This is a genomic window from Patescibacteria group bacterium (assembly GCA_023473585.1).
In the GTDB taxonomy this organism is placed as follows: Bacteria; Patescibacteriota; Microgenomatia; order JAMCYU01; family JAMCYU01; genus JAMCYU01.
Genome location: JAMCYU010000004.1, coordinates 38,253 through 61,625, shown reverse-complemented (window position 1 = coordinate 61,625; position 23,373 = coordinate 38,253). Strand labels below are relative to the sequence as shown.

The window sequence follows — 23,373 nt, the reverse complement described above, 5'->3', positions numbered from 1 at the left end:
AGCTCGACATAAATCCCACTCACATAAAACGAAAAAAAGGTTGGAGATAAAACGTCAAATGCTGGCCCTAAGGGCAAACAAGCATCGTCAGTGATGAAACTCCTTTTTGAATAGAGGTTCTAAATTCTCGCGGTAGCCCTAACTTTCACTTCTTTGAACACTATATTACTAATCTACTTAAACCGGAAGCACCAGTTACCAGTATTTTTCTCATAATATTCAGCCTAATGATATAATAGGGCCATGGAAAAATCAATTTTTGACCAAATGACCCACATCGCCACAAAAGTCAGACAAGAAAGAAAAAAAAGAAAATTTGAGATAATTAAGAAAAGTCAGAAACAAAAAAAATCTAATTTTATTTCTTTTTTCAAATTTCCTAATTACTTGAGGGATGATCTTGTCCTTTCAACAAAATGGCTCTATGGAGGGTTTATAATCTCTTTAGACAAACTTAAATTGCTTGTCGACCCCGGCGCAGAGCTTCTCGGAAGAATTTCAAAGATCGAAGATCTCCTCTCTATTAACTCTGTTTTCGTCTCTCACAACCATATAGATCACACCGCCGGTATAAATACCGCTCTTGAATTTATTACACTCCAGCCTGACAAAAATATCTGCATTATTGCTCCAAAAACTGTGTTTAAACAAAAAATTGTGGGAGATTATTTTCTAAATGACAACAGAATCTCTTTAATTGAAATTATGCCGAATAAAGAGATAACTTTCGATAATATCAATATTATTCCGGTTAAGCTTTTTCATTCTATAAAAGATACCTACGGTTTTATCTTAGAAAACAAAAACGTCAAAATAGGCTATATTCCCGACACCGGATATTCGAAAAAAATCCAAGATCAAAATGGTAAGTTATTTAATGCGGAAGAATTTAGCTATAAAAATCAGTTTGCTAAAATTGCCTCAATTCATCAAATAATAAAAAGAAAGTTTTCTCAAGTCGATATTCTTATAGTTTGCATCAATGATCCAATCTACACAAAACACTCCAAATATCATCTTTCAGGAATTGACCTAGTTGACATTTTGAAGGGATCTAAAATTAAAGCTTGTTTTATCACTCATTTATATCCGGAAGACTTAATTACAAGTAACTCCAATGAGCTACTTGTAAATTACCTAGAATCAGAAACCAATATATTGGTCCGTATTATTCCATCAGAAGGATTAATAGCCCCCTTATGCTAATAAAATATGAATAAATTCGAAAAGATCCAGCCCCTACCTGACGATTTATGGTCGCACGATAAGTTAATTACCGATGAAAGAGCAGCTGCAGTCAGAGATCCTCTTGTAGTTATAGCCCAGTCAGGGAGACGAATGGTTCCTGCCACTTTTGAATTCAGATCATCTCCAAGCGGAGATAGAAGTTCACCTCTTCTAAACGGGCTTTATGTTAAAGATTACGTACCATACAATAAAAGAGTAGAGGATCTAAAAGATCAAAAACTAGACGATTTTGTCGTCCTAGACGAAGAAGCAGAAATTTCAATTCTTGCCGTACCTCTTGATGAAAAAAACAGAGTTTTCTCGGCAAGAAGAATAATAAATAGGGTTTTAGACACCAACTCCCCCCACTCCGAAATCCTTAAAAGATTAACAGTTTTTTTCCCCGGAATAGACTTTGGATTAATGGGCTCCTGGGGTTTTCTCTTAGCCAAACCTCAGTCAGACCTTGATCTTTTCGTTTACGGAGGAGAAAATTTTGCCTTAGTTGACTCTAAATTAAAAGATCCTTATATTCTGAAGCATCTTGATTTTCAACCAATACCAGAAGAAAGACAAGATGAATATGCCAGAGATTACAGCCAGAGGTTTAACATTTCTTTTGAGCAAGCAAAAAGAATTGCCAAGCTTCGCAATAGATATTTAGCAGGGACGAAAGAAGGATCCATAATAAAAATCGCATTGTCGGGAAGCTTTAACCGCGAGGAATATCGAATGCAAACCGTTCTAGGTTCGAAAAAGATACACGCTGTAAACGAAGAAGGAATAGCAATAAATATTCGTAACTCTGCTTCTTTCCCAAGAGAATATATTGTAGATATCGCCGGACAACCAGTATCTGTCATAAGTATGGAATGGGTTCTCCAAAAAATGGTAGAAACAGGAGATAAGGTAATTGTCAGGGGAATGTTAAGGGCAAAAAACCATCTTGAATTCATTTCTTTGGAAAAAAGAGAAGACATAATTATTCAAACACTTTTATGAATAAAAAATTCACCAAAATTCTCTCCGATAAATACGGACATTTATCTCCACAAAAAGTCCGAGAGCTCTGTCAAGCAATTAAGCTTTTTCGTTCCCAACTGAAACTAGTCAATATCCAAACACCCTATCCATACAAAATTTTGTGCACAAATAAAAAAGTTAAGATTATTGAACCGTTTTATAACAAACTCCTTTCTCAAGAAATGACAAAATGTAACCTCAAAGAATATAAAAATTATGTCAATAAACTCCTGGATTTACTAACAAAAATAAAATCGCAGGAAAAAATTACCGTAAGCATTGATCCTAAACCTGATAACTTCGCGATTCTTAACAATAACTTAATTTATCTTGATGCAACACCCCCTTTAATAAATCATAAACAATTTTATTGGATGTTTATAAGAAAAAACGAGAGGGATCAGAAAATCTCCTGGAAAGTCAACCGATATTTCAACTTTGAAAGACTGACTCTTTCTTGTTTTTTACAAATAGCAATTATAAGACCAGAATTCATTAACCATTTAGTTATGTATTTCCACTTGCCTTTTCCGAAAAAACCCCGGAAGAAATTTGTTTTATCCATCACACCGAAAGATAGAGATTATCTTAGATTGATATATATTATATCTAATAAAGACCGCCTTATAAAGAAAGAGGTTTCAAGATTTTTTAAAATTTCAAAATCCACGAACACTTTTGATGATGCTAAAAAGAAACTTTTATCCACTCTTTAATTACTTCTAAAGCTTCTTTTGTCACCCCTTCTTCGCTTTTCTCTCCATCAATAATTCTGACATTTTTTCCCTCATTGATCGAGTCGATAAAAAATTGCTGTAAAGAAATTAACTTTTTGACTTGCTCCAAACTCGTCTCTCTATATCTTTTTCTGTGTGACGTAGAATTCACCAACCTCTGTCTTAATTTTTTGCGCTCGAACATTTTAAAAAAAGGTAAAGAACATTTTTCCGAAACTTTATAAAAGTTGGTAAAAGCTGAACACCATCAATAATATAATCAACCCCATCATCATGAGCAATTCTCATAATGTAGTTGACAATAGAGCACATCAAGTGGCTCTGTTTTAAAAATGTTTTGTAATCGCATTCATTCCGTTCAAGATTGTCAAGAGTACGGATAGACTTTTTTCCAGGATATAAATACTGTAATGTTTTAGATATTACCCCTACCGAAGTTCTCTGTTTTATTCCTAAAAGACGGGATAAGTTATACGACAGCGTTGTCTTTCCAACTCCAAAAACGCCTCCCAAAAGAATTATTATCGGAAATTTAATTTGCCCAATCTGATAATTCATAGTAGAATTATCTCGATTATACATTAATCGTATGCATACTCAAAAAAATCGCTATCCTTTGAGCTATCTCTTAAATCCTACCTGTAGATTTTTTAACGGCTACAAACCGTGTAGGGTAGCTTTAGCCCATCATACAACATGCCCCAGCCCATACTGTACCCCAATTGGTAAAAGGCTCTTGATAATTGAAATGGGAGGCATCGGAAGCGTATTAAGAACTACCATCGTGGGAGATGAATTTAAAAGACAACATAATCCAAGCCAAATCACGTTTCTGACCAACAAAGAAGGCATACAAATTTTAAAATATTGCCCTTCTGTTGATAGAATTTTATCCGATGATCCTATAAATCTTTTAACCCTTCTGTCCGAAAAATTTGACTTTATCTATAATTTCGAAGTAAATCCCGTTACCCTAAGTTTAACTCACTTGATAGAAAGCCCGATAAAATTCGGTTTTGAAATGAACCATAACGGCCTGCCAAAAATTGCTAGTCCGGTTTCCACAGACTTATATAGATTCCAAATCGACGATAAATTCAGAGAGGAAAATAAAAAACCCATACAACAGCTTCTTTTGGAATCAGTCGGCATGAAATGGAAAAATCAACCCATACATCTTCTGCTTGATAAAAACGACTCCGAATATGCAATGAATTATTTAAAAAAACTTAAAATTCAAAGGTATAAAATTATTGGGTTGAATTTAGGCTCAAAAAAGAAACACGCAAGAAAAAGATGGCCAATAGACTACTTTATAAAACTAGCTGAAGAGCTTAATAAAATTCCAGGCGTCAAACCATTCCTTTTGGGCGGACCTGAAGAAACAGAAATCTATAACCATGCAGTACAAAAACTCCGTAAATTTAATATTCCAGGAAACCAATGCAATAATACACTTGGCCAATTTATGGCTCTATTGAATAACTGTGAAGTTGTTGTCAGTGCAACAACTTTTGCTCTTTTTGCCGCCATCGCTTTAAAAATAAAAACCGTAGCTATCTGCTCTCCGAAGCCTTATTGTGAAATTGAGAATTACGAAATGGGCTTAAAAATAACTTCGCCAGGCAAATATAACCCCCTCTATAGTACCAAAATTGAAAATTTAACTTTAGATGACGAATTAAAAATTGGTCTAAAAAATATTTCCGTGAAAGACGTTTTGGAAGCGACATATGATCTTCTCCACGACAGTTTCATGAATCCTGTGAGGTTTAGTTCTTAGCGACGTTCTAATGTAGTGCCTACCGGATTCGAACCACGATAAAATTTTACCTCCTCTTAATATTTACAATTTCGCATCGGGAAAAACGATTTTACGGGGTAAACCGGTGATTTACTGGCTTTCCAAGTTTCTTATTTCTATAGCGTTTTTATTAAGTACCGCGTGTGGGATTCGAACCCACGATTTGATGGCTGAAAACCATCCGTCCTGGGCCTCTAGACGAACGCGGCGCGTTCTATTAATTTTTCTATAAATTTTCTACTTTTAAGGGATTTTAAATAATATTCTCTTTTCTTTGCTTCTGCAAGATTATTATAAATTTCTCTATATACAATTTTAAAAGGGCCTTTACTTTTAGTAAATCTGGAATAACCCTTTTTATGTTTTTCTAATCTCTTCTCTAAATCGCTAGTGCTACCAATATAATACATTCCCTTTGTATTTTGTAAAATATAAGTGGCAATCATTTTTGTTATCCTTGGCCGCTAGCCCCGATGATCGTTGTCATCGGGATCCCGATGGAATCTACCATCGGGAACGAAGGCGCCGCATAACAACAAATATTATACCTTAATTAAGATTAAGATATCAACAAAAGCCTAATCCTTTACTTATCTTTCCAGCTTCTGTCTTAGACCGTTTAAAACGTCCTTCGCCGTTTCCTGTCCGCCCAAACCAAAAGCCAAACCTCCGGCCAAGGCCAACATGGCGATAATGCCCGTAAATAATGTCTGAATCAAGACTGAAGCCACTCCCAATTGATTAAGAACAATTAAGGCCGTAAAAATTAAAATGGAATAACGGGCAATACCACCGATGGCATTAGCCGAAGTTGACCCTAAATTCCTGGCTCCGTGTCGGACAACGTCGTAGGTTAAGTTGGCAATAACAATCCCGATAAGACCGATAACGACAGCCACAAAGACATTGGGAAGATAGAACAAAAGTTTGTTCAAAACTTCCGTCACTCTGGGAACTCCCCAAGCTTCAACCGCCGGCACCAGGAATAAAATGATCGTTGTCCAGCGAATCAGTTCCGCTAAAAGTCCCGGCCAAACATTAAAGTCACCGGCTTTGGCAACTTTGGCTTTTTCCAACCATTCGGAAACCTTGACTAACTTGAAAAATTCCAAAACCACGCGGTGCAGTATGGCCGCCACGATTAAGCCAATCACTAGAACAATCAGGCCGCCTAAAAACTGCGGAAAATAGGACGCGAGTTTGAACAACGATGAAGTGATGATATTGGAAATAATCTGACTTAATCCTTGCATTTTTTTCACCTCCTCTAGAAGCTTTTAACGAGCTTGCGAGTTTTAAAGCTTCTTTTAGTCCTGCCGAAGCGCTTATCGAAAGCGGAGGCGGACAACGCTCGTATTTTTATGCTTCCATCTTTATGCTAAGTTTTTTCACGAAGCTTGTCAACTTTTTCACGAAGGGAAGGAAAAGAAGATAGTTTTTCTTTTTTGCCATTGAGCTTGGTGAGTCGCCAGGGATTCGTTTCTCCTGAGCGAAGTCGAAGGAAACCCTGAACCCAAAGCTTTAAAGTCCGTCAGCTGACGGATCTACCATTGAGCTTGGTGAGCCCGGAGCGAGTCGAACGCTCAACAAACAGCTTAAAAGGCTGCTGCTCTACCATTGAGCTACGGGCCCAGAACTGTTTTATAAATAAAATTCTTCCCCTTGAAGATTTTAACTCTTTTTCTCGTTTGAGCTAGCGACCCATGTGTGATTTATGGAATTTATTATATCATCTAGGCCAGCCTTCAGGCAACTCGGAATTTTTACGAAGTCACGTTTTTAATTAATTTTATTTCCTTTGTTTCGCCGTTTGGGGCAAGGGTGATGGCCACCACGTCAATTCTTAAACTTTCCGGCAGTTTGGGATGAAGCATTTGAAAGTATTGGGCCGTTTTGATAATTGATCTGATTTTCCAGGGCGTTACCGCCTCTTCAGGCGGACCAAACTGTTTGCTGAACCTGGTTTTGACCTCAATAAAAACAACGGTTTGCTCTTCAAGGGCGATAATGTCGATTTCCCCAAGGCGGCTGCGGAAATTTCTCTGGAGAATTTTATAGCCATTTTTTTGAAGATAAAGACAGGCTTGGTCTTCGCCTCTTTTTCCGAGGTTACTTATAAACATGCAAAAAATCTCTTAAAGCTCTTTCCTGCCTCTTAAGTAATACAATTTTGCCCGTCTAAAATGACCGGGTTTTTTAACGGTAATTTTCTTAATCCAGGGAGAACTTAGAGGAAAAATTCTTTCGACCCCAATTCCGCCGACCGCGATTTTTCTCACCGTAAAACTGGCGTTTTCACCGCTACCGCGAACGGATAAAACCACGCCCTCAAAAGGCTGGACTCTTTCTCTGACCTCTTCTTTTTCCTCGTGTTTTTTAACGCCGGAAACTTTTTCCTTTTCGATGATTTTATAGTCAACTCTAACCGTATCGCCGACGGCAAAAGAAGTCTCTTGAAATTTCATGGAATTAGCCATAGAACGTATTTTACCAAAAAAATCTAGTTAAAACAAGCCATTCATTTAGCTGCCGCTTTTAAAAGACCTAAAAAAAGAGGGTGCGGCGAAAGAGGCCGGCTTTTATATTCCGGATGAAATTGCGTCCCGATAAAAAAAGGATGTAGGCCAAGTTCGATGGCTTCAACCAATTTCCCGTCAGGAGACAAACCGGCAATAATCAAGCCGTTTTTCTCCATAAGCCCGCGATATTTATTGTTAAACTCATAACGATGACGATGCCGTTCGTAAACTTGTCCATCTCTGGCTTCTTTTTCGTAATAAAAAGCGGTTTTCGTACCCTTGACTAATTGGCAGGGCCAAGAACCTAACCTTATCGTTCCGCCGTATTGTTTTTTTTGAAGATAGGCCTCTTGTTCCGGCATAATATGAATAACCTCGTTTGCGGTTTTTATGCCCGCCTCACCGGTATTGGCGTCTTTTAAGTGACAGACATTGCGGGCAAATTCCACAACCGCCATCTGCATCCCGAAACAAAGCCCAAGATAGGGGACTTTATTTTCTCTGGCAAATTTGACCGCTTCAATTTTCCCCTCAATTCCCCGACTCCCCCATCCTTGAGGCACCAAAATGGCGTCAAATTTCTTTAAAATATCTGACCCCTTTTTTTCGATCTCTTCGCTGTCCAGCCAGGAAATAAGAGGCTTCACCCCCAAATAAGCGCCGGCATGTTTTAAGGCTTCAACCACGGAAACATAAGCATCCATTAAAAAATAATCGCCGGTTATAAAATATTTACCTACCAAAGCAATCTTAACTTCCTTAGGAGAATTTTCTATTTTATTGGTCATGAGACACCAGTCATTTAAATTAGCTTTTCTGTTCTTAATTCCGAATTTGGCAAGAATCTTTCGGCTGAAATTTTGTCTTTCAAAGTTTAGGGGCACCTCGTAGATACTTTTAAAATCTGGGTTGTCAATAATCTCTTCTTCATTTAAATTACAAAACAGCGCCAGTCTTTCCAGTCTTTTCTTGTCAATTTTCTTCTCGGAACGGGCAACTAAAAAATCAGGCTGGATGCCTAGGGAATTTAGAATATGAACTGACGTCTGAACTGGTTTTGATTTTAACTCTCCCACCGAAGCTAAAAGCGGTAGATAAGCAACGTGAAGGTGAAAAACGTCATTGGGGTTTTTGAGCTTCATGATTCGGTTGGCCTCGAAGAAAATGGAGTTTTGATATTCGCCGACTGTTCCTCCTAACTCAATCAAAACCACATCGGCTTTGTTTTTTTCGCCGCAAACTTTAATTCTTCTGATAATCTCGTCCGTCACATGAGGTATCGCCTCAACGTCTTCGCCTTTATACTCAAAAGCCCTTTCTTTGCGTATAACTTCCTGGTAGATCTGGCCTGTCGTAATATAATGGGTCCGATTCAGCGATTCATTAAGAAAGCGTTCGTAGTGACCGATGTCTTCGTCTGTTTCCAGGCCATCGTCAGTCACAAAAATTTCGCCGTGCTCCTGGGGCCTGATCGTTCCGGCGTCAATGTTTAAATACATGTCGATTTTAATCGGCGAAACTTTTAAACCGGCGGATTTAAGAAGAAGGGCGATTGAGGCCGTTGTCACGCCCTTGCCGACACCGGAAATAACCCCGCCGGAAATAAAGATGAATTTTGTCATATTCGATTTAAATTAGCAAAAAGCTATTTCCTTATCAATCTAATTCTGGAGGGATCTTTAAAGTTAACAAAACTATCAAGCATTTTTTGGGCACCTAAAAAAAGCTCCGAACGTCCATGACCAAATTGACGGTCACCGGCATCACCTAAACCGGGAATAATGTAGCCCGGAGGAAATTTTGTTTCTCCCGGTTGAGTTAAATATTCATCTAAAGAAACGGTAAAAATTTCCGCTTCGGGAATAATTCTTTTTAACTCCGCCACTCCTAATGGAGCCGAAATAAGGTTGCCTATTTTAACACCGGCGATTTTTTGCTTCCTTTTTTCCAGATATTCTTTTTTGATTACTTGCCAGACACACTCAATTGAACCACCGGCAGCATTCATGGGATCAAGGATTAAAACCGTTTTCCCGGAAATATCCGGAGGAAGATTATAATCTTCCAAAATTCCCTCAAGATTTTTTTCATCTCGATGAACGTCAAATTCTCCGATTGGAGTACCGTAGGGTAAATCTCTAGCCGCCGATAAACCCATGGTTAAGCCCGCGCGGTTAATAAAAAATATGACTACCGGCGCCTCAAACTCCCAACCTTCAGTTTTTTTCATAAGCGGAGTTATTATTTTTGTCTTGATGATTTTTAATTTGAGCATCGCCTGAAGAAGATAATCGGTCAAATGACCAACATGATGTCTGAAGGTGCTAACATCGGTATTTTTATCCCTAAGCCTTGTTAAGGAAGCCAGGATAACGTTAATTTGCATGGGTGAAAAAACATCATTTCTTTCTGGCAATAACCAGATATAAGGAAGAACGTCTTCCCGTGAAGGCTGCTTATTTAAGCGATCGATTTTAGACATACGCGTTACCTCCTTATTAAATTAAGCTTGGAAAAAATCTTTTTCTTCTGTGGGCGATTTTTGATAAAAGATTAGATTTCTTCTAGATTGATCAAAACCGGGTACTTTTCTTGAAACAATATAGTTCTGCCAACGAATATCTTCTGCTTTCAATCTTCCTGCCAAATGCTCAAAATTCCAATATTCACCTGGAGTCCCTCTATCAAGACAAATATAATGGCAACCCTGACAGACTAAAGCATCTTGATAGGTGTCTTGGGCGGCGCACCACCTTTCCTTGCCATCCGGCGCAATATCCCGTCCCATCAATGGCCTAATCATGTTTCTGTATTCTCTGCAACTTATAAGATTATTAGGGGCAAATTCCGGAATCAGCCTTAAGAATGCCGAAGAAGGAACAATGGTTCTTGGCAATCCCTTTTTCAATCTTTTTGTTTCTGTCTCTACCAGGTAATTGATAATTTTCCGTAATTTAGGTTTATTTTTATTAGTCAACCTGTTGGAAAAATTTTCCAAAGGAATCTTATTTCTTTTTCTACTGGTATAAGGCTTCCAAACTAATGGACAACAAGAATATAAAAGATTTCTTTCACTAGCCCATTTATAAAGATCAAGCGAATATTTTAAATTGTCCGATCTTAATGTTTGATGAATGCCGATATCACGATATCCTTCTTTAGCCAAAGCCTCCATTAATTTAAGTCCATAAAATGATTTAAAAGCACTACCGTCGTTTCTGATAATATCAGTCTCTTTCAGAATTAATTTGTCAACACTAGCCAAAAGATAAAGCTTCAAAAAACCAGCCGCTTTAAGTTTAAAAAATGAATCCGTAAATTTACCTTCTTTGGTAATTAAACCATATGACGAGGTGTAAACTAACGCATCAATTTTGGGTGATTGGGATAAATAGCGCAGAATTTGATGAATACCCTTAACGGTTAGCGGCTCCCCACCTTGAAGGGTAAATAAATTAACGCCATTGGCTGCGTCTTTTTCCAAGGTGGAAATAATTTTAGAGGCATCCATTTGTGGTTCTCTTTGTCCTCGATTCTGAACGTTAATGGCAGTACAACCGGGACAGGCCTTTCCAGCAGCAATTAATCCACATTGATCAGTGATCGTGAATTCCATATGATCGGTAGCGGGAGGTGTAGGTCCTGATCTGTCTTTAGATTTCATCATCTTCAACTCCAAATTGAACGCTCCCAAAAAGAATATTCGTTTAAATTCCATGCTAATTTTTGTTGAGCCCTTTTTATCACCACGTGATGTCGCTTTTGGAATTTTTTTAGGGCCGTGTTTAAATTTAAGGTTATGAGTTCTTTTTTATCAACGATTACTTGCCCGTTAATTATTACATATTCTGGTTTAATTGCTTGACAAGAGATTAGGGCCCCCCATTTATTGATTGCCCCAGCATGGTTTAATTCATCTTCGGGATTAAAAACTACTAAATCGGCCGCTTTCCCCTCTTCTATTGAACCAATGTCTTGCCTATTGAGCGTTTTAGCTCCTCCTAAAGTCCCTATATCAAAAACTTTTGAAGGAGAAAGATAATCCAAACCAAGCTTCCCCATCGAAACAACCCGTAAATAACGCATCTCTTCTAAAAAGTTCATTGAGTCATTACTGGCTGGCCCATCGGTTCCAATAGAAATATTTATTTTTTTTGCCAGTAGTTTATTTATCGGGGCAATTAAATTTCCATCAGCGGCATCACGAGTATTACAGACCGGCGTAATAATAACGTTGGTCCTCGTTTCGGCAAGCAAATCTATTTCGGAATCATTACAAACGTTACAGTGTGCTAAACCAACGTCTTTCCCTAAAAAACCCGTTTTTTCCATTAAGCCAATTGGTGAAACGCCAAATTTTTCTCGAGTGTATTCGGCTTCCCATAAAGACTCTGCGGCATGTGTCTGTAGAATTACTCCTCGATATTTTCTTGCTAAGGCGGCGGCATTTTGGAAATCTTTTTGGGTACTGGCAAAAGGAAGACATGGACCAATACCAATTCGTATCATCGAAAAAGGCGAATTATCATGATATTTTTCAATAAACCGCTGGCTTCTCTCGACAATTTCTTCGCTAGTTTCAACCACATCGTCAGGATAATGAGCACCATCTTTACGACTCAAGGTCATGCTTCCCCTAATACTGGTAAAGCGTAAGCCAATTTTTTGGGCTGCTTTAATTGTTGATTCGTTAATTTTTTCTTTCCCCTTTGGATAAGGGTAAAAATAATCGGAAGTAGTCGTTACACCTGAATATATCAATTCAGCAAAGCAAATAAGTGCCCCCAAATACATAGACTCTTCATCAATTTCTCTGTTAATCGAAGTGGTAATTTGTATCCATTGGTCGATCGGTTTGTTTTGTTGTGCCGGACAATGTCGATGAAAAACTTGCGGCGTGTGAAGGTGGGTATTAATAAAACCAGGGAAAACGATTTTTCCTTTAGCATCAATTATCCTGTCGGCTTTTTGTCCAAGACCACCAATTTTAACAATCTTTGGAGGCTCAATGTAAACCGAACTGTTTCTTAAAACATGCCGGTCTTTATCCATCGTCACCAAATAATCAGCGTTTTTAATTAAAATCGACTTCATTGTTTTTTACCGAATTTCGCGTGATAAAGTTTTTCAACCAGATGTTCGGCTACTTCGGATTCTGTAATTAAGGTCGTTCCGGTCTCAATCGCTTTTTGACGAATGATTTTACCGTCGGTCATTTCTTTTTTAACTTTGCCACCATGCGGAATATTAATAATTAAGTCGAATCTCTTTTGCACCAACTGGTCTAAAAGATTAGGCTCTCCTTTTTGACTGATCTTGTAAACCATAATACTGGGAATTCCAATCTCTTTAAGGAAAAAGTGAGTTTTCGGAGTAGCGTAAAGTTTATATTTTAATTCTGTGAGTTTTTGCGCCGCTGGCGAAAGTCGCTTTTTATCAATCATTTCTCCAATAGCCAGAAGGGCCGTTTTTTCTGCCTGTTGAGCTAGTCTCATTTGTAAAGTATAAATTTCAATAAAGCCCGAACTAGCATTTTGATTAAAAGCCGCCGACTTCATGAAGGTCGCTAATTTTTCATCAAAAATGGTGTTGGGAGTTTCTAGAGCAACCACAATAGCCGTCCCTTTATATAGTTTCAGTGTCACTTTTCCTGTTACTTTTTCGTTAACCTTATCAATATAGGCATTTAAGTCTTCCATCAACGGTTCATACCATAATCCTCCATAACAAAGATATCCCCAGCGTTCATCAATAATTTCCTTGAACTCATTCTCCGTTCTGCTGGAAACATATTTTTCCAAACTCCAATGAGCAGTAATAATTATCTCAGCCGCCGGCGCCTCGTAAATTCCTCTTACCTTGAGTCCTACCACTCTGTCTTCAAGATGATGGGTAATTCCTACTCCGTGTTTTGCTCCAATTTTGTTGAGTTTGATAATTAAATCGACAAGTTTATAATTTTCCCCATTAAGTGCAACCGGTAAACCCTTAACAAATTCAAGGCTAATAAATTCTGGTTGGTTAGGAGCTTTTTCAGGAAGTTGGCAAACTTGCAAAATTTTCTCCAGAGGAGGGATAAGAGCCGGATTTTCTATCTCACCCGACTCTCCAGTTACTCCCCACATATTGTCATCATAAGAATAAGGACGGGCTACGGTTTGTTTAACCTGAATTCCATGCTTTTTGGCGTAAATCAACTCTTCGTCTCTTCCCATACTCCATTCTCGCACCGGAGCAATAATTTTTATGTCAGGATTTAAGGTTAAAGCTGTTCCTTCAAGTCTTACTTGATCATTCCCTTTTCCGGTACAACCATGAGCAAAACAATCGGCCTCCTCTTGTTGAGCAATTTGCACCGCCCACTTAGCTAAAAGCGGCCTGCCTAAAGGCGTACTCAAATAATACTTGCCCTGATAATGAGCGTTAGCTTTAATTCCTTTAGAGATATAATCGTCGGCAAATTCATTTTTGGCGTCAATAATATAAGCTTTAATAGCTCCAAGCTTTAGGGCTTTCTTTTTGATTTCTTCCAGATTATCAGTTTGCTGACCAATATCAATGGTTAAGGCAATTACTTTGGCTTTATATTCATTTTGAATCCACCTAAGCATGACCGAGGTATCTAATCCACCGGAATAAAGAAGAATAACTCTCCGAACCTCTCCTTTTCTTCCTTCATACGAAGAAACCTTAACGTAATGTTGTTGTTCCATATATTAAAAAAACCAGAGCGGTGGCTCTGGGATTTAAGTATAGGAGATTATTCCAACCCTTGTCAAGGGGAAGATTTGGTGGGGGCGGTTAATGAAAGTATTTAGGTAATAGGGTGTCGTTTCACCCGTTTCAAAACTTTAAGATCAAATAAAGATTGACGCAGCATGACCTGGGTGGCGATTAATTCTTCGCCTTTGGGTTTTTTCGCCAAGGCCTCTTCGGCCTCTTTTTTGGCTTTTAAAACTTTTTCTTCGTCAATTTCATCCGCGTGCACGGCTTTCGTGACCAAAATGGTAACTTTCTCTTTTTGAATTTCCATAAAGCCGCCGCCTAAGCTTAAATAAAATTCCTGATTGCCTTTAAGAATTTTTAACTCTCCCTCTTCTAATTTTGTAAATAACGGCACATGATGAGGTAAAATGCCCAATGTTCCCGTCACTGACGGTACGGAAACCATTTCGACTTCGTCTTGGAAAACAATCTTGTCAGGAGTAATGATTTCTAAAAAGAAAGTGGCGTTCATTTGACCTCGTCAATTGTTCCAACCATATAAAAGGCTTGTTCGGGTTTATCGTCGTGTTTTCCTTCCAGAATTTCCTTAAAACCGCGGACGGTTTCTGAAAGGGGGACGTATTTCCCCGGCCTGCCCGTAAAAATTTCCCCGACAAACATGGGTTGAGATAAAAATTTCTGAATTTTTCTGGCCCGGGAAACAGTCAGTTTATCTTCGTCCGATAATTCTTCCATGCCTAAAATGGCAATAATATCCTGAAGATCCTTGTAGCGCTGTAAGACTTTTTGGACCCGCCGCGCGACCTCATAGTGTTCTTCGCCGACCACCTCCGGCGCTAAAATGCGCGAATTGGAGGAAAGAGGATCAACCGCCGGATAAATCGCCTGTTCGGCAATTGACCGCTCCAAAGCGATCGTTGAATCAAGATGAGCAAAAGTCGCGACCGGCGCCGGATCGGTATAATCATCCGCCGGTACATAAACCGCCTGAACAGAGGTAATCGAACCCTTTTTCGTGGAGGTAATCCGCTCCTGCAAAGCGCCCATTTCTGAAGCCAGGGTCGGTTGGTAACCGACGGCCGAAGGAATTCTCCCTAAAAGCGCTGAAACTTCTGATCCGGCCTGAGCAAAACGGAAAATATTATCGATAAACAGCAAAACGTCTTTGCCTTCTTCGTCACGGAAATATTCCGCCATCGTCAGTCCGGTCAAACCAATCCTTAATCTGGCTCCCGGCGGTTCGTTCATCTGGCCGAAAACCAAAGCGGTTTTGTCAATAACCCCGGAATTTTTCATTTCCAACCACAAATCATTACCTTCGCGGGAACGTTCGCCCACGCCGGCAAAAACCGAATAACCGCCGTGAACGGTCGCGATGTTTCTAATCAGTTCCTGAATAATAATCGTTTTACCAACGCCGGCCCCGCCGAAAATGGCAACTTTGCCTCCCTTAACAAAAGGCGCAATTAAGTCAATAACTTTAAGGCCGGTTTCTAAAACTTCCCTTTTGACTTCCTGATCAATTAATTTTGGCGCCGGCCGGTGAATGGGATAAGTCTTGGTAAGACCTAAACTCTTCCCGTGATCAATCGGCAAACCGATAACGTTAAACATCCTTCCCAATGTTTCTTTACCGACCGGAACCGAAATCGGCGCCCCGGTATCAATAACTTCCATGCCTCTTTTCAAACCATCAGTTGAACCCATGGCCACGGTTCTGACTTTTTGGTTGCCTAAATGAGCGGCGACTTCTAAAATTAATTTGCCGCCGGGTAAATTTTCACTTTTGACTTCAAGGGCATGATAAATTTTCGGTAAACTATCAGGAAACTTAACGTCCACGACCGCTCCGATAATCTGGGTAATTTTGCCAAATTTCATCATTGCATTGCCTCCCGCGCGGTCACGATATCCGCAATTTCGTAAGTGATAAGTTGCTGTCTTATCTTGTTATACTCAAGACTTAAAAGAGACATGAGCTCCTTAGCGTTATCTGTGGCCGCCTTCATCGCCATCATCCTGGCTGAATATTCCGAAGCTTCGGCTTCCAAAATAGCGGCTCTCACCTGGACCTCAAGATAATAAGGCAAGAGAGAATTAAAAAATGAGTTAGCATCCGGTTCAATCATTAAGTCGGAACCATCGGTCGTTTTTAATTCTTCCGTCTCCAGGGAATCGATAGGTAAAATAACTTGTTTGGTCGGAATTTGTTTTAAAATCGAGAAAAAATTATTAAAAACCAGATACACCTGATTGTATTTGTTCTGAACAAAACCGGCGACAGCCAAATTGGTAACCGCGCCAATATTTTCCAAAAAGGAGGTTTCGGAAAAATCAGCCACGAGATTTCTTCCCGAACGAACAATAAAAACCTCACCTTTTTTACCTAAAGTTATATAGTCGGTAGCCACCTCTTTGGGAAACCAATTCCTTATTGACCTAAAAAGATTGGTGTTTAAACCGCCGCATAAACCCTTATTGGTGGAAATAAGAATCACTAGATTTTTTTGCTCTTTCCCTTCTTGTTTTAATAAAGGAGAAATCTCTTTATCGGCCTTTATCCTTTTGGCCAATTTACCCGTTATCTCATAAATTTTTTGGGCGTAAGGCTTGCCGCTGACCGCTTTTTCCTGGGCTTTTTTCATCCGGGAGGCAGCCACCATTTCCATGGCCCTGGTAATCTGGGAAATATTGCGGGCGCTTCTTATTCTTCTTTTGATTAATCTGATGTTAGCCATTTATTTAAAAAATTTAGTTTTAAACTCCTCAATAATCTTTTTCATTTTTTCTACGGACTCATTGCTTAGTTGTTTCTCTTTGTCTATTTCTTCAATAATTTTTGCGTGATGTTTTTTCATGTAGTCAAGATATTTTTCTTCAAATTCCTTAATTTTTTCAACCGGCAGATCATCAAGAAAGCCGTTTGTTCCGGCCCAAATAATGAGGACCTGGTCGGAGAGTTTGACCGGTAAAAACTGCGGCTGCTTCAAAACTTCAGTCATCCTTATTCCCCGATCAAGCTGCGATCTGGTTGCCGCGTCAAGATCAGTGGCAAACTGAGCAAAAGTCGCCAAATCTCTATATTGAGCCAGATCCATTCTTAGTTTGCCGGCAACCTGTTTCATCGCCTTAACTTGAGCGGCCCCACCGACACGCGAAACTGATAGGCCGATATTGACGGCCGGTCTGACCCCGGCGTAAAACAAATCAGGCTCCAGGTAAATTTGCCCGTCGGTAATCGAAATGACGTTCGTCGGAATATAAGCGGAAATATCGCCGGCCTGGGTTTCAATAATCGGCAGAGCGGTTAAACTCCCGCCGCCTTCTTCTTCTGATAAACGACAGGCCCGCTCCAATAAGCGGGAGTGGACATAAAAAATATCACCCGGGTAGGCTTCACGACCTGACGGCCGCCTTAGAACCAAAGAAATCTGCCGATAGGCCCAAGCGTGTTTGGAAAGGTCATCAAAAAAAACAATGGCATCCTTTCCTTGATCCATGAAGAATTCACCGATAGCACAGCCGGCGTAGGGCGCCAGATATTGTAAGGAAACCGGATCCGAAGCACTGGCGGAAACAATAATCGTGTGCGACATAGCGCCATATCTTTCCAAAAGATCAATAACCTGAGCAACTTTTGAAGCCTTTTGACCAATGGCCACGTAAATACAAATAAGATCTTTATCCTTTTGGTTAATAATCGTATCCAGGGCAATCGCCGTTTTTCCCGTCCCCCGGTCGCCGATAATCAATTCCCGTTGTCCTCGACCAATGGGAATCATGCTGTCAATCGCTTTAATTCCTGTCTGGACCGGTGTATCCACCGGCTGCCGTAAGGTTACTCCGGGAGCAATTTTTTCAATCGGGTAGTATTTGTCTTTCTTTATTTCCGGTTTCCCGTCCAAAACCATGCCCAGGGGGTTGACGACACGCCCGATAATCTCTTTACTTACCGGAATGGAAAGAAGCCGTCCGGTAGCTTGGACCTCGTCCCCTTCTTTTAAAGATAAATAATCCCCTAAAATAATCGCTCCGACCTTATCCTCTTCAAGATTTAAAGCGACGCCTAAAATTTTTCCCGGAAATGATAAAAGCTCGCTTGAGGCTACATCCGAAAGGCCGGAAATAAAAGCCACGCCGTCGCTTAATTTTAAAATTTTTCCCGTGGAAACAAACTGGGTTTCTTGTTTAACCCTGTCAATTTCCTGGGCAATTTGAGTAGAAATGTCTTTAATCTTAATATCCATGGTTTTACATTACAATTGTTCTTTTAAAGATTTCAGTTTGCCGTCAAGGCTTAAGTCAATAACTTTGTCTTCGACTTTAATAATTAATCCTCCCATGATTTCTTCGTTGATTTCGATTTTAAGAACAAAATTTTTGCCGAATTTTCTTTTTAAATATTGCTTTATTCTTTCCTCTTCTTCGGGGTTTAAAACGACGGCCGAAATGATCTTGGCTTCGTCTTTTTTTCCTTCCTGTTCTTGGCTTAAAAGCGAAATTATCTGAGGGAGAAGATCAAGATTCCGACTTGAAGATAAAAAGTGCAAAAAACCCTCAACGATATCTTCGGCTTTTTTCATTCCTCAATCGCCTTTTTAATTAATTCGTGCTTTTCCTGATCGGAAAGTCCCCGAGATAAAACTTTTCTGGTCATAACTTCGGTCAGTCTCAAAACTTCTTCCCGAAGTTCTTTTTTGGCCTTCTCAAGTTCTTGTTTGGCTAAAACACTTCCCTTGGCAACTTCTTCAACGGCCTTCATCTTTGCCTCTTCAATGATTTTTTCTTTTTGTTCTTCGGCGAATTTCTTTTCTTCAGCGATAAGTTTAACCGCCTCGGTTTGGGCGGCTTTAAGAATTTTTGCCTTTTCCTCTTCAAGTTTGACTAATTCTTTGTTGATCTTCTCGGCATTAGCTAAACTGTCTTCAATTTTTTTCTTCCGTTCGTCCAAAACCTTCAAGATCGGCCGGTAAAGAAATTTCTTGAGAACAAACAAAAGAACTAAGAAATTGACGACTTGAGCTAAAAGTAATTTAATATCAAGACCTAAGCTTTCCATGCTCTTTCCTTTTCTCCTTCTTTTAGACAAATTTTATAATTAAAGCGATAACCAAAGCGTAAATAGCAATGGCCTCGGCAAAAGCAATACCTAAGATCATGTTTGCCTGAATCTTGGGTGTGGCTTCCGGATTGCGGCCGATCGCCTCCATGGCCTTACCGGCCAAAATACCGATACCGATACCAGGACCAATCGCTCCCAAACCAATCGCTAAAGCGGCGGCTAAAACTTTCAGATCCATATTCACCTCCTTTTTTTCATTAATGTTCTTCGTGACCTATGGTTGCCACGTTTAAGAATACCAAAGTTAGCATCCCGAAAACAAGAGCCTGAACAAAACCGACAAATAATTCTAAACCGAAAAACGGCAAGGGTCCAATAAAGGGTAATAAAAAGGCAATAACCATCAGTAAAACTTCCCCGGCAAAAATATTGCCGAAAAGTCGGAAAGAGAACGAAAGAATTTTCGAAAACTCGGAAATCAACTCTAAAAGACTGAGGAAAAATTTAATCGGACTGCCTAAATCAAAGAATTTTTTAAAATAAGACAAATGAAGATGCTTAACACCATAATATTGGATGGCCGTTAAAGAAATTAAAGCCAAAGCTAACGTTGTGTTTAGATCTGAAGTCGCCGCGCGCAAAAGGGGCACAAAAATTTCCTTCCCATGAATTTCTTCGTGGAATCCCAAAGAGCCGACAAACGGTAATAAACCAAACCAATTGGAGATAAGAATAAAGAGAAAAAGAGTAAAAGTTAATGGGAAAAAAAGTCTCGATTTGTTTCCCGCCACCGATTCGGTTAAGCCTAAAAAGGCTTCAAAAATCATTTCAAATAAATTTTGAAAGCCTTTGGGGATGGTTTTAATTTTTTTACCCAAGAAATAAGCCAGGCCGATCAAGAGCCCCATCACCATCCAGGTGGCAAGTAAAGAATTGGTGATTTTTAATCCCAAAAAATAAAAGACTGGCTCAGCGGCCAAGGAAATGTTCATTTTTCTTTTTCTTAATTATTTTTCAGTTAAATTTTATCTATTTAGCGAAGATAAGTCAAGCACTGATATTTTCAATTTTTTCGGCCAAAACCACAGGTTTTTCGTCTTTAAAATCCAACCGGCCGATGACTAAAACAACCTGATCTTTAACAAGATCGTCTTTTGTTTGCGCATAGATTTTCGGAAAAATCACGATTTCAATGGAACCGGTTAGGTCTTCTATTTTCATAAAAGCCATTTCGGCATTACTTTGTCTTGTTAAAATTTTTTTAATTTGGCTGACAACGCCGCTTATTAAGACTTTTGAACCGGAAGCAGCTTCGTCTAATTCGCTGATCTGATGGCTAATGCGATTAGCTAATGAAGCCAGAACGGGACGTAAGGGATGTTCGGTTAAATAAAATCCCAATAATTCCCGCTCAAAAGACAGAAGCTCCGCCTTTGACAATTCTTCCATATCAACCAGACAATCCTCAACCTCTCGGTCAGATGAACCGTCAAACAGGCTTGTTTGACCAGAGGTTTGCCGTTTTTGTTCCTTATGACTGTCGTCCATAATTTTCGAAAGTGAGGCCAGCATCGAAGCTCTTTTTCCAAAAGCATCCATGGCTCCCGCCCTGATTAAACTTTCCAGGGTTTTACGGTTCACTTTCTGAAGATCAACCCGTTGGCAAAAATTAGCCAAAGAGATAAAACGACCATCTTTTTCTCTGGCCGACAAAATAGTTTCGATCGCCGCTTCGCCCACGTTTTTAATGGCGGAAAGACCAAAAAGGATTTGTTTTCCTTCAATGGTAAACTCGATATTGGAAGTGTTAATATCGGGAGGTAAAAGATTAATCTTCATTTTGCGACATTCCTCAACCGCCAAAGCCAATTTTTCGTCTTTGGCCGGTCCCGAACTCCCCCGGCTTTCGGCGGTCAAAACGGCCGTCATAAATTCCACCTGGTAATGGACTTTCATGTAGGCCGTTTGGTAAGCAATCATGGCATAAGAAGCGCTGTGGGCCTTATTAAAACCGTACCCGACAAATTTTTCAATTAAGGAGAAAATCTTTTCAGTCACTTTTTCCGTATATCCTTGTTTTTTACAACCTGCCAAAAACTTTTCTTTTTCTTTTTCCATTAAACCCCGTTTTTTCTTGCCGATGGCCAAACGAAAACGATCCGCTTCGGCCAAACTGTAACCGGCCATTTTGTTGGCAATTTGCATGCATTGTTCCTGATAAACGGCAATCCCGTATGTTTCGGCCAAGATGGACTTAAGATCAGGATGGGGATATTTAATACTGCTGGGGTCTTTTTTGGCGGCAATAAAATCGTTGATCCACTCCATCGGCCCGGGCCGATAAAGAGCGACCATCGCGGAAAGATCGGAAAATTTTGTCGGCTTTAAATCCCTGGCCAGTCTTCTCATCCCCGAAGATTCCATTTGAAAAATGCCGGTTGTGTCGCCGCTAGCGATAATTTTAAAAACCGCCGGGTCGTCAAGGGGAATTTTATCAAGTTTAATTTCTTCCTGTCGGGTTACTTTAATAAATTTAATCGTATTTTGCAGAATGGTTAGGTTTCGCAGTCCCAAAAAATCCATTTTCAAAAGACCGACAGCCCGGCCCTCGGCGGCCGCATTTAAGTCAAGACAATACATGTCATATTGCGTGATAATTTTTTCGCCCTTGACCTCTTTCTGAAGCGGCGTATATTCAACCAGTGGTTTATCGGCAATCACCACGCCGGCGGCGTGCGTCGAAGCGTGGCGTGAAACGCCTTCAAGCTTACGGGATAAATCCAAAAGTTTGTGAGTTTCCGGCTCGCTTTGATAAGCCGCGGCCAGTTCGGGCGTAATCTCAATCGCCCGAGAAATCGTCATGGGAAAACCCTGGACTCCCGGCGGAATAAGCTTGGCAATGCGATCCGGTTGAGAGTAAGGCATCCCCAAAGCTCGACCCGTGTCTCTGACGGCTTGTCTGGCCTCCATGGTCCCAAAGGTAATGATTTGCGCCACTTTGTCCTTACCGTATTTTTGCGTTACGTAGGCAATGACTTCGTCTCGCCGATCATCAGCAAAATCCAAATCAATGTCTGGCGGTGAAGGCCTGTCCGGATTCAAAAATCTTTCAAAAGGAAGATTATGGAAAAGGGGATCAAGCTCGGTAATTTTTAAAATATAAGAAACCAAGGAACCCGCCACGGATCCCCGACCGGGACCCACGGCAATCTCTTGTTTTTTGGCCCAATTGACAAAGTCCTGGACAATTAAAAAATAAGTCGAATAGCCCTTTTGGGAAATGACCGAAAGTTCGTAATCCAAACGTTGCCGTATTTCCGGCGTAACCTTGGCAAATCTTTCCAGAAGTCTTTCCTCACAGAGTTTTTTCATGTAGTCGCCTGCGGAGCTTTGGTCGGGAACGGAAAAATGCGGCAAAATCCATTTACCCATGTCAATTTCCACATCGCACATCTGGGCAATTTTTACGGTATTGGCGATGGCCTCCGGATTACGGATGAATAGGCCGCTCATTTCTTCGGGTGAGCGTAAATAAAAATCAGGCGAACTAATCATGGACAAGGGTCGGTCTTTTTCCAAAAGCGTGTGTTGGGTTTGAACACAAAGCAAAATTTCCTGAGCTTCGGCGTCCTCGGGATTGACATAATGACTGTCATTCGTCGCCACCAGCGGTAAGCCGATTTTTTGGGAAAGAGCGATAATTTTCTCGTTAACTTTTCTCTGATCTTCAATTTTCGGATGAGCCTGAATTTCTAAATAAAAATGATCCTCTGGAAAAATTTCCGTAAATTGTCTGGCTTTTTCTTCGGCTTTGTTGTCCTGCCCGATCCGTAAAAGATGAGGAATTTCTCCTTCCAGACAACCGGAAAGGGCAATTAAACCCTCCGAGTAGGTCTTTAAAACCTCCAGATCAATTCGGGGTTTGTAGTAAAACCCTTCCAAATGAGCGATGGTCGTTAATTTCATTAAATTTTTATACCCTTGCTCATTTTTGGCTAAAAGGGTTAAGTGAAATTGATCTTTATCCAAACCGGGTTGCTTATCAAAACGCGAGTGGGAAGCAACGTAAGCTTCCATGCCGATAATCGGCTTAACGCCTAAATCACGGGCGGCTAGATAAAACTTAAAAGCCCCGTACATCGTTCCGTGATCGGTAATGGCCAAAGCAGTCATTCCCAGTTCTTTAGCCCGGGCTAAGAGCTCGGGAATTTTCGCTAACCCGTCAAGGAGAGAATATTCCGTGTGAACATGAAGATGAACAAAATCAGCCATAAA

General features: G+C 40.0%; 24 protein-coding genes and 2 tRNA genes. 4 read left to right on the top strand and 22 right to left on the bottom strand.

Annotation, left to right across the window (positions count from 1 at the left end; genetic code table 11):
* The first annotated feature begins 243 nt into the window (after nucleotides 1-243).
* From M1575_01320 to M1575_01310, 3 genes are read left to right on the top strand one after another with little or no spacing between them, the layout of a single operon-like run.
* Nucleotides 244-1,206 carry an MBL fold metallo-hydrolase gene (locus M1575_01320; GenBank protein ID MCL5095356.1) on the top strand — a complete coding sequence of 321 codons (963 nt, stop codon included), beginning with the start codon at nucleotides 244-246 and terminating at the stop codon, nucleotides 1,204-1,206.
* Between the two features lie 6 nt (nucleotides 1,207-1,212).
* A complete protein-coding gene (locus tag M1575_01315) occupies nucleotides 1,213-2,229 on the top strand; it encodes a hypothetical protein (GenBank protein ID MCL5095355.1) in 1,017 nt (338 codons plus the stop codon).
* The gene (locus tag M1575_01310; protein MCL5095354.1) at nucleotides 2,226-2,966 is read left to right on the top strand and encodes a hypothetical protein; all 741 of its coding nucleotides are present in this window, start codon (nucleotides 2,226-2,228) and stop codon (nucleotides 2,964-2,966) included. The genes M1575_01315 and M1575_01310 overlap by 4 nt, the downstream gene beginning before the upstream one ends.
* On the opposite strand, the gene M1575_01305 is transcribed toward M1575_01310, so the two are convergent.
* Together M1575_01305 and M1575_01300 are read right to left on the bottom strand one after the other, a co-directional pair.
* Nucleotides 2,938-3,138: a hypothetical protein gene (locus M1575_01305; GenBank protein ID MCL5095353.1), complete on the bottom strand. Its 201-nt coding sequence runs from the start codon at nucleotides 3,136-3,138 to the stop codon at nucleotides 2,938-2,940. The genes M1575_01310 and M1575_01305 overlap by 29 nt on opposite strands.
* Before the next feature lie 11 nt (nucleotides 3,139-3,149).
* Entirely contained in the window at nucleotides 3,150-3,545 is a 396-nt protein-coding gene (locus M1575_01300) for a hypothetical protein (protein MCL5095352.1), read from the bottom strand.
* Between the two features lie 190 nt (nucleotides 3,546-3,735).
* On the opposite strand from M1575_01300, the gene M1575_01295 reads away from it, so the two are divergent.
* Nucleotides 3,736-4,770 (top strand): glycosyltransferase family 9 protein, encoded by a 1,035-nt coding sequence (locus M1575_01295; GenBank protein ID MCL5095351.1) that lies wholly within the window; start codon nucleotides 3,736-3,738, stop codon nucleotides 4,768-4,770.
* A gap of 156 nt (nucleotides 4,771-4,926) precedes the next feature.
* Here M1575_01295 and M1575_01290 read toward each other — a convergent pair.
* From M1575_01290 to M1575_01195, 20 genes are all read right to left on the bottom strand, one after another.
* A tRNA-Glu gene (locus M1575_01290) sits at nucleotides 4,927-5,000 on the bottom strand.
* Nucleotides 4,986-5,237 (bottom strand): GIY-YIG nuclease family protein, encoded by a 252-nt coding sequence (locus tag M1575_01285; GenBank protein MCL5095350.1) that lies wholly within the window; start codon nucleotides 5,235-5,237, stop codon nucleotides 4,986-4,988. The genes M1575_01290 and M1575_01285 overlap by 15 nt, the downstream gene beginning before the upstream one ends.
* Nucleotides 5,238-5,381: 144 nt before the next feature.
* Complete coding sequence (locus M1575_01280; protein ID MCL5095349.1) at nucleotides 5,382-6,044, bottom strand: hypothetical protein; 663 nt, start codon at nucleotides 6,042-6,044, stop codon at nucleotides 5,382-5,384.
* A gap of 304 nt (nucleotides 6,045-6,348) precedes the next feature.
* Nucleotides 6,349-6,423, bottom strand: a tRNA-Lys gene (locus M1575_01275).
* A 131-nt stretch (nucleotides 6,424-6,554) separates the two neighbouring features.
* Nucleotides 6,555-6,914, bottom strand: a complete 360-nt coding sequence (locus M1575_01270) for a YraN family protein (protein ID MCL5095348.1) — start codon at nucleotides 6,912-6,914, stop codon at nucleotides 6,555-6,557.
* Nucleotides 6,915-6,926: 12 nt separating this feature from the next.
* The gene (rplS, locus tag M1575_01265) at nucleotides 6,927-7,268 is read right to left on the bottom strand and encodes a 50S ribosomal protein L19 (protein MCL5095347.1); all 342 of its coding nucleotides are present in this window, start codon (nucleotides 7,266-7,268) and stop codon (nucleotides 6,927-6,929) included.
* Nucleotides 7,269-7,309: 41 nt separating this feature from the next.
* Nucleotides 7,310-8,932, bottom strand: a complete 1,623-nt coding sequence (locus tag M1575_01260) for a CTP synthase (protein MCL5095346.1) — start codon at nucleotides 8,930-8,932, stop codon at nucleotides 7,310-7,312.
* 23 nt (nucleotides 8,933-8,955) lie between these two features.
* Nucleotides 8,956-9,792, bottom strand: a complete 837-nt coding sequence (upp, locus tag M1575_01255; GenBank protein MCL5095345.1) for a uracil phosphoribosyltransferase — start codon at nucleotides 9,790-9,792, stop codon at nucleotides 8,956-8,958.
* 21 nt (nucleotides 9,793-9,813) lie between these two features.
* Nucleotides 9,814-10,974: a hypothetical protein gene (locus M1575_01250; GenBank protein MCL5095344.1), complete on the bottom strand. Its 1,161-nt coding sequence runs from the start codon at nucleotides 10,972-10,974 to the stop codon at nucleotides 9,814-9,816.
* A 5-nt stretch (nucleotides 10,975-10,979) separates the two neighbouring features.
* On the bottom strand, nucleotides 10,980-12,404 hold the full coding sequence (locus M1575_01245; GenBank protein MCL5095343.1) for an amidohydrolase family protein: 1,425 nt from the start codon (nucleotides 12,402-12,404) through the stop codon (nucleotides 10,980-10,982).
* Nucleotides 12,401-14,023 (bottom strand): argininosuccinate synthase, encoded by a 1,623-nt coding sequence (locus tag M1575_01240; protein ID MCL5095342.1) that lies wholly within the window; start codon nucleotides 14,021-14,023, stop codon nucleotides 12,401-12,403. Before M1575_01240 ends, M1575_01245 begins: the two co-directional genes overlap by 4 nt.
* A 101-nt stretch (nucleotides 14,024-14,124) precedes the next feature.
* Nucleotides 14,125-14,547: an ATP synthase F1 subunit epsilon gene (atpC, locus tag M1575_01235; protein MCL5095341.1), complete on the bottom strand. Its 423-nt coding sequence runs from the start codon at nucleotides 14,545-14,547 to the stop codon at nucleotides 14,125-14,127.
* Nucleotides 14,544-15,917 carry a F0F1 ATP synthase subunit beta gene (atpD, locus tag M1575_01230; protein MCL5095340.1) on the bottom strand — a complete coding sequence of 458 codons (1,374 nt, stop codon included), beginning with the start codon at nucleotides 15,915-15,917 and terminating at the stop codon, nucleotides 14,544-14,546. Before atpD ends, atpC begins: the two co-directional genes overlap by 4 nt.
* The gene (gene atpG, locus M1575_01225; protein ID MCL5095339.1) at nucleotides 15,917-16,774 is read right to left on the bottom strand and encodes an ATP synthase F1 subunit gamma; all 858 of its coding nucleotides are present in this window, start codon (nucleotides 16,772-16,774) and stop codon (nucleotides 15,917-15,919) included. Before atpG ends, atpD begins: the two co-directional genes overlap by 1 nt.
* Nucleotides 16,775-18,283 carry a F0F1 ATP synthase subunit alpha gene (gene atpA / locus M1575_01220; protein MCL5095338.1) on the bottom strand — a complete coding sequence of 503 codons (1,509 nt, stop codon included), beginning with the start codon at nucleotides 18,281-18,283 and terminating at the stop codon, nucleotides 16,775-16,777.
* Nucleotides 18,284-18,292: 9 nt separating this feature from the next.
* Nucleotides 18,293-18,619: an ATP synthase F1 subunit delta gene (atpH, locus tag M1575_01215; GenBank protein MCL5095337.1), complete on the bottom strand. Its 327-nt coding sequence runs from the start codon at nucleotides 18,617-18,619 to the stop codon at nucleotides 18,293-18,295.
* Nucleotides 18,616-19,095: a F0F1 ATP synthase subunit B gene (gene atpF, locus M1575_01210; GenBank protein ID MCL5095336.1), complete on the bottom strand. Its 480-nt coding sequence runs from the start codon at nucleotides 19,093-19,095 to the stop codon at nucleotides 18,616-18,618. The genes atpH and atpF overlap by 4 nt, the downstream gene beginning before the upstream one ends.
* Nucleotides 19,096-19,117: 22 nt before the next feature.
* Nucleotides 19,118-19,336, bottom strand: coding sequence for an ATP synthase F0 subunit C (atpE, locus tag M1575_01205; GenBank protein MCL5095335.1), 219 nt, complete (start codon nucleotides 19,334-19,336; stop codon nucleotides 19,118-19,120).
* 19 nt (nucleotides 19,337-19,355) lie between these two features.
* Nucleotides 19,356-20,090, bottom strand: coding sequence for a F0F1 ATP synthase subunit A (atpB, locus tag M1575_01200; protein MCL5095334.1), 735 nt, complete (start codon nucleotides 20,088-20,090; stop codon nucleotides 19,356-19,358).
* A gap of 55 nt (nucleotides 20,091-20,145) precedes the next feature.
* Nucleotides 20,146-23,370 carry a DNA polymerase III subunit alpha gene (locus tag M1575_01195; protein MCL5095333.1) on the bottom strand — a complete coding sequence of 1,075 codons (3,225 nt, stop codon included), beginning with the start codon at nucleotides 23,368-23,370 and terminating at the stop codon, nucleotides 20,146-20,148.
* Nucleotides 23,371-23,373 lie beyond the last annotated feature (3 nt).